This window comes from Anaerococcus sp. mt242 (assembly GCF_016798225.1).
GTDB lineage: Bacteria > Bacillota > Clostridia > Tissierellales > Peptoniphilaceae > Anaerococcus.
Genome location: NZ_JAEUYX010000007.1, coordinates 62,733 through 76,642 on the forward strand (window position 1 = coordinate 62,733; position 13,910 = coordinate 76,642).

Annotated in this window: 13 protein-coding genes and 1 CRISPR repeat array; of the genes, 12 read left to right on the plus strand and 1 reads right to left on the minus strand. The window is 30.3% G+C overall.

The features are described from left to right. The first annotated feature begins 29 nt into the window (after positions 1 to 29). The 3 genes from rnr to JNO63_RS04770 all read left to right on the plus strand — a co-directional run bounded on the left by rnr (position 30) and on the right by JNO63_RS04770 (position 3,137). A complete protein-coding gene (gene rnr, locus JNO63_RS04760) occupies positions 30 to 2,171 on the plus strand; it encodes a ribonuclease R (RefSeq protein WP_203127352.1) in 2,142 nt (713 codons plus the stop codon). Beyond that, positions 2,134 to 2,577, plus strand: coding sequence for an SsrA-binding protein SmpB (smpB, locus tag JNO63_RS04765; protein WP_203127353.1), 444 nt, complete (start codon positions 2,134 to 2,136; stop codon positions 2,575 to 2,577). The genes rnr and smpB overlap by 38 nt, the downstream gene beginning before the upstream one ends. Before the next feature lie 86 nt (positions 2,578 to 2,663). Continuing rightward, entirely contained in the window at positions 2,664 to 3,137 is a 474-nt protein-coding gene (locus JNO63_RS04770) for a hypothetical protein (RefSeq protein ID WP_203127354.1), read from the plus strand. A gap of 27 nt (positions 3,138 to 3,164) precedes the next feature. Here the strand turns inward: JNO63_RS04770 and JNO63_RS04775 are convergent, their stop codons facing one another. Next, positions 3,165 to 3,452, minus strand: a complete 288-nt coding sequence (locus JNO63_RS04775) for a cupin domain-containing protein (RefSeq protein ID WP_203127355.1) — start codon at positions 3,450 to 3,452, stop codon at positions 3,165 to 3,167. A gap of 79 nt (positions 3,453 to 3,531) precedes the next feature. On the opposite strand from JNO63_RS04775, the gene JNO63_RS04780 reads away from it, so the two are divergent. The 9 genes from JNO63_RS04780 to cas2e are packed head-to-tail and all read left to right on the plus strand — an operon-like array spanning position 3,532 to position 13,401. Continuing rightward, the gene (locus JNO63_RS04780; protein ID WP_203127356.1) at positions 3,532 to 4,068 is read left to right on the plus strand and encodes a thermonuclease family protein; all 537 of its coding nucleotides are present in this window, start codon (positions 3,532 to 3,534) and stop codon (positions 4,066 to 4,068) included. An 11-nt stretch (positions 4,069 to 4,079) separates the two neighbouring features. After that, on the plus strand, positions 4,080 to 6,845 hold the full coding sequence (gene cas3, locus JNO63_RS04785; RefSeq protein ID WP_203127357.1) for a CRISPR-associated helicase Cas3': 2,766 nt from the start codon (positions 4,080 to 4,082) through the stop codon (positions 6,843 to 6,845). Beyond that, positions 6,832 to 8,505, plus strand: coding sequence for a type I-E CRISPR-associated protein Cse1/CasA (locus JNO63_RS04790; protein WP_203127358.1), 1,674 nt, complete (start codon positions 6,832 to 6,834; stop codon positions 8,503 to 8,505). The genes cas3 and JNO63_RS04790 overlap by 14 nt, the downstream gene beginning before the upstream one ends. Then, positions 8,506 to 9,126 (plus strand): type I-E CRISPR-associated protein Cse2/CasB, encoded by a 621-nt coding sequence (casB, locus tag JNO63_RS04795; protein WP_203127359.1) that lies wholly within the window; start codon positions 8,506 to 8,508, stop codon positions 9,124 to 9,126. Then, the gene (cas7e, locus tag JNO63_RS04800; protein ID WP_203127360.1) at positions 9,119 to 10,192 is read left to right on the plus strand and encodes a type I-E CRISPR-associated protein Cas7/Cse4/CasC; all 1,074 of its coding nucleotides are present in this window, start codon (positions 9,119 to 9,121) and stop codon (positions 10,190 to 10,192) included. The genes casB and cas7e overlap by 8 nt, the downstream gene beginning before the upstream one ends. Before the next feature lie 9 nt (positions 10,193 to 10,201). Then, on the plus strand, positions 10,202 to 10,921 hold the full coding sequence (gene cas5e / locus JNO63_RS04805) for a type I-E CRISPR-associated protein Cas5/CasD (RefSeq protein WP_203127361.1): 720 nt from the start codon (positions 10,202 to 10,204) through the stop codon (positions 10,919 to 10,921). A gap of 11 nt (positions 10,922 to 10,932) precedes the next feature. Beyond that, entirely contained in the window at positions 10,933 to 11,574 is a 642-nt protein-coding gene (cas6e, locus tag JNO63_RS04810; RefSeq protein WP_203127362.1) for a type I-E CRISPR-associated protein Cas6/Cse3/CasE, read from the plus strand. Between the two features lies 1 nt (position 11,575). Continuing rightward, complete coding sequence (gene cas1e / locus JNO63_RS04815; RefSeq protein ID WP_203127363.1) at positions 11,576 to 12,514, plus strand: type I-E CRISPR-associated endonuclease Cas1e; 939 nt, start codon at positions 11,576 to 11,578, stop codon at positions 12,512 to 12,514. Continuing rightward, positions 12,514 to 13,401: a type I-E CRISPR-associated endoribonuclease Cas2e gene (gene cas2e, locus JNO63_RS04820; protein ID WP_203127364.1), complete on the plus strand. Its 888-nt coding sequence runs from the start codon at positions 12,514 to 12,516 to the stop codon at positions 13,399 to 13,401. The genes cas1e and cas2e overlap by 1 nt, the downstream gene beginning before the upstream one ends. A gap of 27 nt (positions 13,402 to 13,428) precedes the next feature. Further along, positions 13,429 to 13,884: direct repeats of the CRISPR family, unit length 29 nt; unit sequence AGTTTATCCCGCACACGCGGGGGTGATCC. Positions 13,885 to 13,910: the final 26 nt, after the last annotated feature.

A 13,910-nucleotide genomic window follows, 5' to 3' on the forward strand; every position in this document is an offset into this window, starting at 1 on the left:
GCCTCTTTTTTTATAGAAAAGGATAAGATATGAATCTAAAAGAACTAATATTAAATATAGTAAATGATGAAAATTATGAACCTATTACAATAAAAGAACTTGAAAAATATTTACAAGCTGATAAATACACAAGAAATGCAGTTTATAATGTCTTAAAAGAGCTTGAAAAAGAAAATAAACTACGTATCTCCCACAAAAAACGCATAATGCCATTAAGTGATGAAGAACTTTCTCTAGTAGGAAAGATTCAACTAGCTCAATCTGGTTATGGTTTTTTTATTTCAGATAATACAGATTTTAAAGATGTATTTATCTCAAAAGATAACCTAAACAAGGCCTTTGATGGGGACAGAGTAAAAATTGAAATTACAAAAGCTAGAGAAAAAGGAAAAAATGCTGAAGGACGAGTTTTAGAAATAATAGAACGTGGCAATACTAAAATAGTAGGTTCTTACCAAGAGTCAAAGGGTTTTGGTTTTGTAATTCCAGATAATAAATCAATTGGTAATGATATTTATATAGACAAAAAACTTTCAAAAAATGCAAAGAATAAGGATAAGGTAGTAGCAGAAATTATCAAATTCCCAAAAAAAGGCAATCCTGAGGGTAGGATTGTAGATATTATCGGTCATAAAAATGATAAAAATGTTGATATCTATTCCTTAGTAGCGCAACACGGAATACCTTATCTTTTTTCAAAAGATACAAAAAAAGAAGTTTTATATCTAGATAAGGAAGTAAAAGAAGAAGATATAGAAAATCGAACAGATTTTAGAGACCTATTTACAGTTACAATTGATGGAAGGGACTCAAAAGACTTTGATGATGCTATTTCAATTGATAAAAATGGAGACAATTACGATTTATACGTACACATTGCAGATGTATCCCATTATGTAAAAAAAGGAACAGCCTTAGACAATGATGCTTATGATAGAGGCAACTCTACATACTTATATAATGTAGTTATACCAATGCTTCCAAAAGAATTATCAAATGGTATTTGCTCATTAAATCCAAATGTAGATAGACTATCCCTATCATTAAAAATGACCATAGACAAAAAAGGTAGGGTAATAGCAAATGACTTTTATAAAGCAGTTATAAACTCTGATTATAGATTAGTTTATGATGATGTAAATAATTTTATAGATGAAAAAGATGAAAGTGTCTATGAAGATGATATATTAAAAGAAAAGTTACTTTTATTTGATGAATTACACAAAATATTAAGAGGAAAAAGAGAAGATAGGGGAGCTATTGACTTTAACTTTACAGAAAGTCAAATCGATGTAACTGATGATGGCAAAGTATTAAATATTTCCGTACATGAGCGTGGTTCAGGAAATAAGATGATAGAAGAATTTATGCTTGCAGCAAATGAAACAGTTGCAACTCTATTTGGATATATGGACTTCCCATTTATGTACCGTATTCACGAGCAACCATCAAAAGAAAAACTAGATGGATTTAAACGCGCCCTAAACACAATGGGATATAATATCCGCGGAAACGAACTTCACCCAAAAGATTTTCAAAGAATACTAGAAGATGTAGAAGGGGAAAATGAAGAAAATGTTATAAATATGCTGATGCTGCGCACAATGCAAAAGGCAAAATATAGCAAAAAGCGAGATATCCACTTTGGATTATCCACAGAATTTTATACGCATTTCACAAGCCCTATTCGTAGGTATCCAGATCTCATTGTTCATAGACTTTTAAAATCATATATTGAAAATAGACTAAATAAATTTAATCAAGCAAGTCTAGAGATGAGTCTAGAAAAGTCCAGTGAACACCTATCTATGACAGAAAGACGCTCAGAAGATACAGAACGAGATGTAGAAGACTTGATGAAATGTAAATATATGCGTAGATTTATCGGAGATGAATTTACCGGTACAATATCATCAGTAACAGACTTTGGAATTTTCATAGAGCTTGAAAATACGGTGGAAGGATTATTTATGTACAAGTTTTCACCACACCGATTTGAATATCAAGAAGAAAGTTTAAAAGCAGTAAATGTTGATAATAAGAAGATATACTCTATTGGAGACGAAGTAAAAATAAGAGTACTCAATGTCGATATTTATCAAAGAAATATTGACTTTGATTTATTGGAGGAAGATGAAACAGTTAGCGAACAACAAGAAAGCCTTTCATGATTATTTTATAGAAAAAAAATATGAAGCAGGCATAGAATTGCAAGGAAGCGAAGTAAAAAGTATAAAACAGGGCAAGGTTAGTATCAAGGAAAGCTTTGTAGGAGATAGAAATGGAGAAATGTTTATATACGGTATGCACGTAACTCCATTTAAGGAAGCTTACGATCAAAAAATTGATCCGACGCGCACCAGAAAATTACTCCTTCACAAAAAAGAAATAGATACATTGATTGGTAAAAAAACTCAAGATGGTTATACTATAGTGCCAATTAGTGTTTATGAAAAAGATGGTCTAGTAAAATTAGAACTAGCTCTAGCCAAAGGTAAAAAACAATACGACAAACGTGAAACTATAAAAAGAAGAGAAGCAGATCGAAGAATTGATAGAGCTTTAAAAAATTATTAATGACAATCGACCCTATATGTGGTCGATTGTTTTTTTGAAAACTAAAAAAGGTATAATAGCCATTAATAAGAACTAAGGAGGCTATTTTGAAGAAAATATTAGCTATACTTTTAGCAGCAGCCCTCATAATAGGATTTATAAATTACAGGGAAAATAATAGGCCAAAAAGTATTGAAAAAAATGATCGACAAATTGAAGATGCATTGGATGATAAGGTACATACAAAATCATGCAAAACTAATAGGCAAGATAATAATATAGAAAATCAAAAATCAGATATAGAAAATAATGACCTAAGTACTGGCATAGAATATGTTAAAAATAATGAATTTAATGATCTTAGTGATGATGAAAAAGCAAAAATATATGCCATGGCTAGTGATGGTCTAAAGCAAATGGGTTATGATACAAACGACTTTACATACGATGATTTAAATAAAATATATGATGCTTGTCAGGAGTATATAATCGAAAATAACGTAGATGCTGATTCACTTTCACTAGTAGACCAGGCAAAATTATACAATATATTAAAATCATATATACAAAATGATAATTAAAAACGCAGAGGAACTATCCTCTGCGTTTTATTTTAGATCAGACTTTATTACCATAAGTTTACTATCATCTAAAGCCTTTAGACTATGACTAACTTCTGGCTCAAGTTTTATAATATCACCAGATTTTATAGTATATTCTTTATCTTTTTCTGTAAATATAACTTGACCTTCGTATATAACAACCACAACAGACATATTACTGTCATGGCTAGGAATACTCTCACCAGATTTTAAATTTAAATGAGTAACAACTTGATTATCACTTTCATAAATGTTGTGTGCCCTTGCACTAGCATCTTTTACTGAATATTTCATAATACCTCCTAAAAAGATTATTTCTTACATTTTACCAAAAATTTCGATATAATCTATATATAAGATTAAGGAGAATAGTATGAAAATTAAAAATAATAAAATATCCAATATTATTGGCATTATCATAATACTTACTGTGGTATTAGCAAATAATAATTTTTTTATAAAAGAGGATTCTAATTATCAAACAGGAAAAGTAATAAGAGTTGTAGATGGAGATACAGCAGTAATTAGAATAAAGAATGAAAACCAAAAAGTTAGATTTATAGGAATGGATACACCAGAATATAATCCTACAATGAATATATCCGATCCTTGGGGAAAAGAAGCCAGTGAGTTCACTAGAAATTTATTGGATAAACAAATAGTATACCTAGAAAAAGACATATCAGATACCGATAATTATGATAGATTATTAAGATATATCTGGATAATTCCACCCAAAGAACCCAATAATCCTACTCATGAAGAGATAGAAACTCAATTGGTAAATGGAATATTGGTAAGAGATGGATATGCAAGAGCTAAAACTTATGAGCCAAACATAAAATACCAAAGCTATTTAAATGAAATCGAGAAAGATGCAAAAAATAAAAAACTTCGTTTATGGAGTTAAGGAGAAATAATATGGAATCTTATAAAAGTTTTTGGGCAAAAAAACAAATTACAAATGGAAATTTTGAATGGATGCCACTATATATTCACCTATCTGATACTCAAAAAGTATCATCCTTGTTGTGGGAACATTGGCTTAGTGATTCACAAAAAAATATAGTTATAAATTCTATAGATAATGGGGATGAAAGCATTGCAAAGAATCTTGTTATGTTTTTAGGAGCTTGTCATGATTTAGGCAAAGCTACTCCAGCGTTTCAAATTAAAAAAGGTTTTGCAAACTCAGATGATTTAGATAAGATATTAAAAGAAAAATTAGAACAAGTAGGATTTTTTGGTATAGCAAGTACTAGTCTTCCTTCAATGAATAAATCTCATCATAGTATGGCAAGTGAATATATATTATATAAATACGGTGTAAAAGCAGATATAGCCTCTATTGTAGGTGCCCACCATGGAAAGCCAGTTGATAACTTTACTACAATTAAAAACCAAATCGCCTATGAATCTAATTATTATCAAGAAGAAAAAAGTACAAACCCAATATATCAAAAATGGGAACAGATACAAAAATATTTTTTTTCATGGGCTTTAAATTTGAGTGGTTTTGAAAGTATAGATGATTTGCCAGAAATAAATCAAGTTGGTCAAGTAATATTGACTGGACTTTTAATTATGGCAGACTGGATAGCAAGTAATACGAAATATTTTCCGCTTTTTTCAATCTATGATGAAATAGACTGTAATTTAGATCAAAGAGTCGAAATAGGTTTTACAAATTGGTTTAAAACAGAAGTTTGGCAAGCGGATTATAAATTTGATTATAAAGAAAATTTCAAAAAACGATTTGGATTTTATCCAAACAAACATCAAGAAATTTTTGTAGAAACTATTTTGAATACAAAAGATGCAGGTATTTATATATTTGAAGCTCCCATGGGAATGGGAAAAACTGAAGCTGCTTTATATGGTGTAGAATTACTCGCTCAAAAAAAAGGATCTAGCGGCATGTTTTTCGCCTTACCTACTCAAGCCACTACAAATGGAATTTTCCCAAGAGTAGAAAAGTGGTTAAGAGATATTGTAGATGATTTTGAGGATGATTTAGGATTAAGATTGGTACATGGAAAAGCATATTTGAATGAAGATTTTCAAAGGCTTGCAAAAAATATTAACCCAGATGCAAACTATGATGATCATCCAAGTGTAGTTGTTAACGAATGGTTTTCAGGGAAAAAATCTGCAATTTTAGATGATTTTGTAGTGGGAACAATTGATCAATTTTTGTTATTATCATTAAAGCAAAAACATCTTTTTCTAAGACACCTAGGATTTAGTAAAAAAGTAGTAGTTATAGATGAAGTCCATGCTTATGATGCATACATGAATCAATATCTGTACCAAGCTTTAAGATGGATGGGGGCTTATAATGTGCCGGTTATAATATTATCTGCCACCTTACCAGCTGAAAAAAGAGAAGAGCTTATAAAAGAATATCTAATAGGCAAGGGCATAAAAGCACGAAAGCAAAAGCATGATAGGCAAATAGCAATAGATACCTATCCATTAATTACTTATAATGATGGTTCAATAATTAAATATGAAGATAAATTTGAAAAGTCTTCCACAAAGAAGATACATGTTATAAAAGAAGATGAGGATAATATAATAAAGCTAATTAAATCCTTGTATAAACAGGGAGGAAATATAGGAGTAATAGTAAATACAGTAAAAAAAGCTCAAAATTTAGCGAAAGAAGTAGAGGAAGTCTTTAGAAGTGACTCATTTGAATTGATACATTCAAGATTTATTGATACTCATAGAATAAAAAAAGAGGAAGTGTTGTTGCAAAAAATAGGAAAAAAAGCAAATAGACCAGATAGAAAAATATATATCGGCACTCAAGTAATAGAGCAATCTTTGGATATAGATTTTGATGTTATGATAACAGAACTTGCTCCAATTGACTTGATTTTACAAAGAGCTGGAAGACTTCAAAGACACAATATAATTAGAAATAAATATTACAAAAATCCTACTTTATATGTAATAGGAACATCAGAAAAATTAGAATTTGATGAAGGATCCTCATTTGTATATAGCTCATATCTTTTAGCACGCAGCCAATATTTTTTACCAAATGAAATTATAATTCCAGATGATTTATCAAAACTTGTACAAAAGGTCTACTCAGATTGTGATATAAAATTAGATAAAAAATTAAATAGTGTTTATAAAAACTTTAAAAATGAACATTTTAGGTTAATTGAGTGCCAAAAAGAAAAAGCAAAAGTCTTTAGAATAGGAAATCCTGATACTGACTTTTTAGAAGATGAAGGTGAAACTATAATAGGTTGGTTAAATAATAGTAATGAGGTAAATACTGAAGAAGCGGCATTTGCCCAAGTTCGTGATACAAAAGAAACCATAGAAGTTATAGCCCTTCAAGAAAATAAACATGGAATAGGACTATTTGGAAATGATGATGATATCTACGAAAAAATAGATGACTCTCACATTGCAAAACTTATAGCTGCAAATACCTTAAAGCTACCTCAAATTCTTACAAAAGATTATAATTTAAATCAAACAATAAATTTTCTAGAAAAATATAATTTGAAATATTTATTAAAGTTTCAAGACAGTGCTTGGCTAAAAGGATCATTGGGTATAATTTTTAACAAAGACGGTTTTTTTGAGATTGGTGATTATATATTAAGATACTCAAATAAATACGGACTATCTTATGAAAGGAAGGGAGATAGTGACAAGCTTTAATTTAATAGATGAGAAATGGATTCTAGTTATAGGCAATGATGGAGATACAAAAGAAATATCATTAAAAGAATTATTTTCTAATGCAGAAAATTATAAGGACCTAGCAGGAGAAATGAAAACACAAGACTTTGCTGTTCTTAGAATTTTGCTTGCAATTTTACAAACTGTGTTTTCTAGATTTGATGCCAATGGGAATCCCTATGTGTATATAGAATTAGATGAAAAATATCGTCAATTAGAAGATATTGATGAAGATGACATAAAAGATTATAAAAAAGAATTAAAGAAAACATGGAAAACTCTTTGGCAAGCAGGCCATTTTCCAAATATTGTAAATGAATATCTAGAAAAATGGTACGATAGATTTTTCTTATTTGATGATAAATATCCATTTATGCAAGTCACGGAAGATATTATTAGAGCCAATACTAAGAATAAAAAAGGTACTATTATCAATATAAAAAATATTAATCGTACTATATCAGAAAGTAATAATAAGATTTCTTTATTTTCAGCAAAAGATGCAACTACTAAAAATCTTACTAGCCAAGCAGAGATTACAAGATGGATTTTAACATTTCATGGCTATACAGGGACTGGGGATAAAACAATTTTTGGTACAAAAAAATATGAAGTTTCAAGTTCAAAAGGCTGGCTATTTGATATAGGTGGTATATATTTTACTGGAAATAATTTATTTGAAACTTTGATGTTAAATTTATCTCTAATCCATCCAAATGGATACATAGAAAGTAAACAGACACCATCATGGGAACATTCTTCAGAAGAAATTTTAAATAATTTGTTATCTTTATTGCCTATCAATAACTTATCAGAGTTATATACAAGATATTCTAGGGCCATCTACATTGATCCTGAGTCTGATTTAGATAAGGAGTTTTCTTTTGAAGTTGTAAAAGTACCTGAAATTGACCACCAAAATCAAGATTTAGAGCTAATGACAACATGGAAAAAGAACGAAACGGGACCTAATAAAGGAACCTTTACTCCCAAAAAACATAAAAGAGATGTAGGACTTTGGAGATACTTTGGTTTACTAGCTTTAAATCCAAATACAAGTGATATATGGAAAGTAGGATTGATGAATCATTTAGAAAATATAAAAAGTATAATTGGAGATTACAATTTTACTATCAATTCTATTAGTATGGAAGACGATGGCAATGCTACTAGCTGGGTACCTGTAAATGAAATATATGATTATTTAGATATAAATGACTTTGTAGCAACAGATCTAGCAGAAAGTGGATGGATTATCCGCATTGAGGATACTATCAATGAAACAAAAGAGATCGTAGATGTCACTTATAGAAGGTTTTTAAAAGAAATAAAACTAATTAGAAATCAACATTCAGATAATTTTGTAGAACAAAATGTAGAAAACTTATACTTTTTATTAAATGATCCATTTAAAAACTGGTTATCTTCTATTACGCTTGAGGATAGTAAAGATCAAAAAATTGAAGAATGGAGGAAGGTATTAGAAAAAATTGTAAGAACTGAAGCAGATAGAATATTATTAAATGCAAATCAAAGAGACTTTACAGGTGTTACAATTGATGATAAAACCCATAACATTATAACTGCTTATAATTCATTTAAATTCTTTTTAAATAAACAACTAAGAAAGGAGGCCTAAATGTCTAATAAAAATAATATAAACAAACCATCTGTTTATGGAGTTACTGCTAATATATTAAATCAAATTGCAAGTAACTTAGATGCACCAGCTACAAAAGCAACATTATCAAATCTTAGAAATTCTATATCAAAACCATATTCACAAACAATTGAAGTTTTTTCTACACTTTATATATATCTCCCAGATTCATTTATTAGTGAATATGGAGATTTGTCATATCAAGAAAAAGCTATAATCACAACACTACAAATATTTTCTATTCATCAGCAAGGAAATAGCCAAAGTGTTTTTTTAGCAGCTGATGATGAAAATAAATACAAAAATATAGGATGTGCATTAAAAGTTTTAAGAACTAGTGAAAATGCAAAATCAACTAATAGAAGATTTAACGCTATGATAAGTGCAGATACCTTTGAAGAGCTTATTTTTCACCTAAGACAACTAATTTCTTTGTTAAAGTCTAGGTCAGATCAAAAGGTAAATTATGCAAAACTTGCCCAAGACTTATATTATTTACAAATACCAAGTATGAGAGAAAATATTAAGCTTAGCTGGGCTAAAGAATACTACAGATTTAATAACCAAGAAAAAAATAATAAAGGAGAAGAAAATGAGTAATAATAGACTGTTTCTAGATGTTCACGCAATACAAACATTGCCACCTTCAAATATTAATAGGGATGACACAGGAAGTCCAAAAACTTGCCAATATGGTGGGGTAAAAAGAGCCCGAGTTAGCTCCCAATCTTGGAAAAGGGCGATGAGAACTTATTTTTATGAACAAAGTGAACAAGAAAATGTGGGTGTTAGGACAAAAGATATTGTACAATTTGTAGCTGATAAAATAATTGAAATTGACTCCAGCAATGAAGATACAGCTTTTAGTCTAGCTGAAAAAATAATAAATGATGCTGGCGTAAAAACTAAAGATGGAAAAGCAAAAGCTCTTTTCTTTTTAGGTGATAGTCAGGCTAAAGAGTTGGCGAAGGCTGCAATTGATGGAAATAATGATAAAAAATATTTAAAAGAGATATTGAGAAATAATCCTGCCATAGATATAGCTTTATTTGGTAGAATGGTTGCAGATGATCCATCATTAAATGAAGATGCATCAACCCAAGTAGCCCATGCAATTTCAACTCATTCAGTAGATACAGAATTTGACTTTTTTACAGCAGTAGATGACCTTGCTCCAGAAGAAAATGCCGGTGCAGGTATGCTTGGAACAGTAGAATTTAATTCATCAACTCTTTACCGATATGCAAATGTAGCTATTCATGAATTATACAAACAATTGGAAAATAAAGAAGCTGTATTAAATGCTGGAAAGTTATTTGTAAAATCATTTACAAATAGCCTTCCAACAGGAAAAGTAAATACTTTTGCCAATCAAACTCTTCCTCAATTTGTAATGGTTACATTAAGAGATGATAGACCAGTAAACTTAGTCTCAGCCTTTGAGAATCCTATAAGATCAAATGAAGGATATGTAGAAAAATCTGTAAATGCATTGTTGAACGAAAACGAAAAGGTAGAAAAATTTGTAAATAAAACTATAAAAACATTTATCTTAGACTTAAATAACTATAATTTTTCTTCTGATAATATTGAAAATGAAAATTCATTAAATGAGTTGATAGGTGACTTAGGAAATTTCCTAGACACAGAGTTATCAAATTGGTAGGGTGATTTTTTGAAAACAATACTATTAAAATTTTCAGGACCACTTCAATCATGGGGAACTAATTCCCATTTTGAAACAAGGCAAACAGACCTATATCCATCAAAAAGTGCAGTAATAGGTCTAATAGCTGCTAGTTTTGGATATCAAAGAGATGAAGATAGTAAAATAAAAAAGCTAAATGAACTAAACTATGCAGTAAGAATAGACCAACAGGGAAATTTACTAAGGGACTATCAGATAGCACAAAAATTTAAAGAAAATGGGGATTTTGATAGGACTTATGTTACTAATCGTTATTATCTTGAAGATGCAATATTCGTAGTAGCTTTAAGTCATGATGATGATAAATTTATCGAAGAAATATATGAGAATCTTCGAAACCCATATTTTCAAACATTTATGGGCAGAAGATCATGTCCACCCTCAGCCGATTTTTTACTTGGAATTTTTGATGATAATATTTTAGATACATTAAAAAACTATCCTTGGCAAGCTAAATATTGGTATAAAAAACATAATGATAATGCTATATCTTGCTACATGGATGCTTCTATTGAAAAAAACTTAAGAGTATCGCAAAGAAGAGATATGGTTATATCTTTTTCACAAAAAGCGAGAAAACACCAATATAGAAATGAAAGTCAGCTAATAATAAAAGCAATCGACCCTACAAGTGAAAATAATAATCTTACTACTTATGATGAGCATGACGCTTATGGCAGTCTTTAGGAGGATTTATTATGTATATGTCAAGAGTAGAAATTGATTTTAATAATAGAATGAACCTCAAAAAATTATCTAATTTAAATGCTTATCATAGTTGGGTTGAAGAAAGTTTTCCTGATGAGATAAAAAACAAAACTCGTACTAGAAAGTTATGGAGAATTGACCAACTTAAGGGCAAAAACTACTTATTACTAGTAAGTGAAACAAAACCAGACTTAGATCAATTAGAAAAATATGGTGTAAAAGGTACAGCTTCTACTAAAGTTTATGATTCATTTTTAAATAAACTTAAAAATGGAGATATTGCGCGTTTTAAAGTAGTATTAAATCCAACTATATCTATAAAAAGTAAAGTAGATAAATCTAAAAGAGGTAAGATAGTTCCACTAAAATCATCAGAATTTGCCAATTATTTGCTAGATAGATCTTTAAAAAATGGATTTTTTTTAAATGATGATGATTTTTTAATAACAGAAAGAAAAATAGTGCCTTTTAAACATTCTAAAAATTCAAAAAAAATAAATTTAGATCAAGTTACTTATCAAGGAAAACTAAAGATAACTGATAAAGATAAGATGATAGAAACTCTTACTTCCGGTATAGGAAAGAAAAGAGCATATGGATTTGGTCTAATGACAATAATTTTGGATAATTAATATGAAAAAATCATTTGGAGCAAAAAAAGCAGAAATAAATGAACTTCCTAGAATATCAGATAGAGTTAGCTTTATATATGTAGAACATGCAAAAATTAATAGGCAAGATAGTGCAATCATATTTTTAGATAACAGAGGAATAGTTAAAATCCCTTGTGCAATGGTTGGTGTTTTGCTCCTAGGACCAGGTACAGATATTAGTCATAGAGCTGTGGAATTAATAGGAGATACAGGTTGTGCAATGGTATGGGTAGGAGAAAATGGTGTGAGGCAATATGCTCACGGCAGAAGTTTAACCCATTCATCTAGATATTTAGAAAAACAAGCTAAATTAGTATCAAATACTAGAAGTAGAGCAGCCGTTGCTAGAAAAATGTATCAGATGAGATTTCCAAAAGAAGATGTAAGCAATCTAACAATCCAACAATTGCGTGGTAGAGAAGGAACAAGAGTCCGTAGAGTATACAAAGATAATTCGAAAAAATATGATGTAGAATGGTCAGGTAGAGTCTATGATCCAGATGATTTCGATAAATCAGATCAGGTTAACAAGGCCTTATCAGTGGCAAATGTTGCACTTTATGGATTAGTCCATAGCATAATTGTAGCATTAGGTATCTCCCCTGGATTAGGTTTTGTTCATTCCGGCCATGATCTAGCCTTTGTATATGATATTGCAGATTTATATAAGGCAGAAATAACTATACCTATTTCATTTAAAGTAGCGTCATTAATTTCAGAAAACGAAGATATTGAAACTATCACAAGAAAATCCATAAGAGATCTTATACAAAAAGAAAAATTAATGGAACGAATAGTAAAAGATGTGCAATATCTTTTAGAAATACCAAAAGAAGAAGAAATAGTAATAGATCAGATTCATTTATGGGATGATAAAGAAGAACACGTAGAATATGGAATAAATTATAGTGAGTACTAATGCCCTTTACAGTAATAACATTAAAAAACACTCCTCCATCACTCCGTGGTGATCTTACAAAATGGATGCAAGAAATATCTACAGGAGTTTATATAGGAAATTTTAATAGCAAAGTAAGAGAAGAACTGTGGAAAAGAGTAGTAGAAAATGTAAAAGAAGGTGAGGCTACAATCTGTTATGCTTCACGCAATGAAATAGGATATGACTTTAAGACAAATAGCAAAGAGATTTCCATTATTGATTTTGATGGCATACCCTTGGTAATGCTTGAAAAGAAAGAAAAAATAGAAGTAAATGATCAAACAAAATTAGGCTATAGTACAGCATCAAAATTTATAAAAGCACGACAATTTCAGCAACAATCCAAAAAATTACATTCATATGTAGTTATAGATATAGAAACAGATGGATTAGATTTTAATAAAAATAGTATAATAGAAATTGGCTGTATAAAATTATCTAATGGAAATCTTGAAGAATTTGAAAAGGCCATAAAGATAGACCATTCATTACCTAAAGAAATAGTAAATCTTACCGGAATAACTGACGAGTTTTTAGATAAAAATGGAGAAGATGAAAAAGAAGTCCTAAGCGAACTACTAGAGTTTATTAAAGACCTACCCCTCGTAAATTATGGGAATAACTTTGATATAAACTTCTTAAATAAATCTTTAAACAAACATAAATTAGGAAATATAAAAAATCAAACCATAGACTTGATGAGATATGTAAAAAAAGAAAAAAGAATGCTAGAAAACTATAAACTAGAAACAGTCTTAAAATCATATGGGATTTGTCAAGAGGTACCCCATAGGGCGCTGGCTGATGCCAAATTAACCTACGAGCTTTCAACAAAAGTAAATATTTTTAAAGAAAAAATAAAATAGGATGGCTATAAATAAGGATCAAAATACTGTTTATCCCGCACACGCGGGGGTGATCCTAAGACTAAGACTGCAGCAAAGGCTGGGGTTGAGTTTATCCCGCACACGCGGGGGTGATCCTATACGTATTAACACGTATACTATTATTGTAAGGTTTATCCCGCACACGCGGGGGTGATCCTATGATGAACAATTTAAAAGAATGTCTGGTATAGTTTATCCCGCACACGCGGGGGTGATCCTCAATCATTTTCAAAAGTCTTTCAAGCTCTATAGTTTATCCCGCACACGCGGGGGTGATCCTATCCCCAGCCTGCACCTCATCATAAGAGTAAAGTTTATCCCGCACACGCGGGGGTGATCCATCAACTAGTAAAACAATCAACCACAGGCTATAGTTTATCCCGCACACGCGGGGGTGATCCTAGGCATGTAGATGAACTTGATAGAAAAAAAGAGTTTATCCCGCACACGCGGGGGTGATCCTATCCCCAGCCTGCACCTCATCATAA

Bases quoted from the DNA above. Each gene is read 5' to 3' on its own strand.
- JNO63_RS04780 (WP_203127356.1), top strand. From the start codon at position 3,532: ATGAAAATTAAAAATAATAAAATATCCAATATTATTGGCATTATCATA.
- cas7e (WP_203127360.1), top strand. From the start codon at position 9,119: ATGAGTAATAATAGACTGTTTCTAGATGTTCACGCAATACAAACATTG.
- casB (WP_203127359.1), top strand. From the start codon at position 8,506: ATGTCTAATAAAAATAATATAAACAAACCATCTGTTTATGGAGTTACT.
- cas1e (WP_203127363.1), top strand. From the start codon at position 11,576: ATGAAAAAATCATTTGGAGCAAAAAAAGCAGAAATAAATGAACTTCCT.
- rnr (WP_203127352.1), top strand. From the start codon at position 30: ATGAATCTAAAAGAACTAATATTAAATATAGTAAATGATGAAAATTAT.
- cas2e (WP_203127364.1), top strand. From the start codon at position 12,514: ATGCCCTTTACAGTAATAACATTAAAAAACACTCCTCCATCACTCCGT.
- cas3 (WP_203127357.1), top strand. From the start codon at position 4,080: ATGGAATCTTATAAAAGTTTTTGGGCAAAAAAACAAATTACAAATGGA.
- cas6e (WP_203127362.1), top strand. From the start codon at position 10,933: ATGTATATGTCAAGAGTAGAAATTGATTTTAATAATAGAATGAACCTC.
- smpB (WP_203127353.1), top strand. From the start codon at position 2,134: ATGAAACAGTTAGCGAACAACAAGAAAGCCTTTCATGATTATTTTATA.
- JNO63_RS04775 (WP_203127355.1), bottom strand. From the start codon at position 3,452: ATGAAATATTCAGTAAAAGATGCTAGTGCAAGGGCACACAACATTTAT.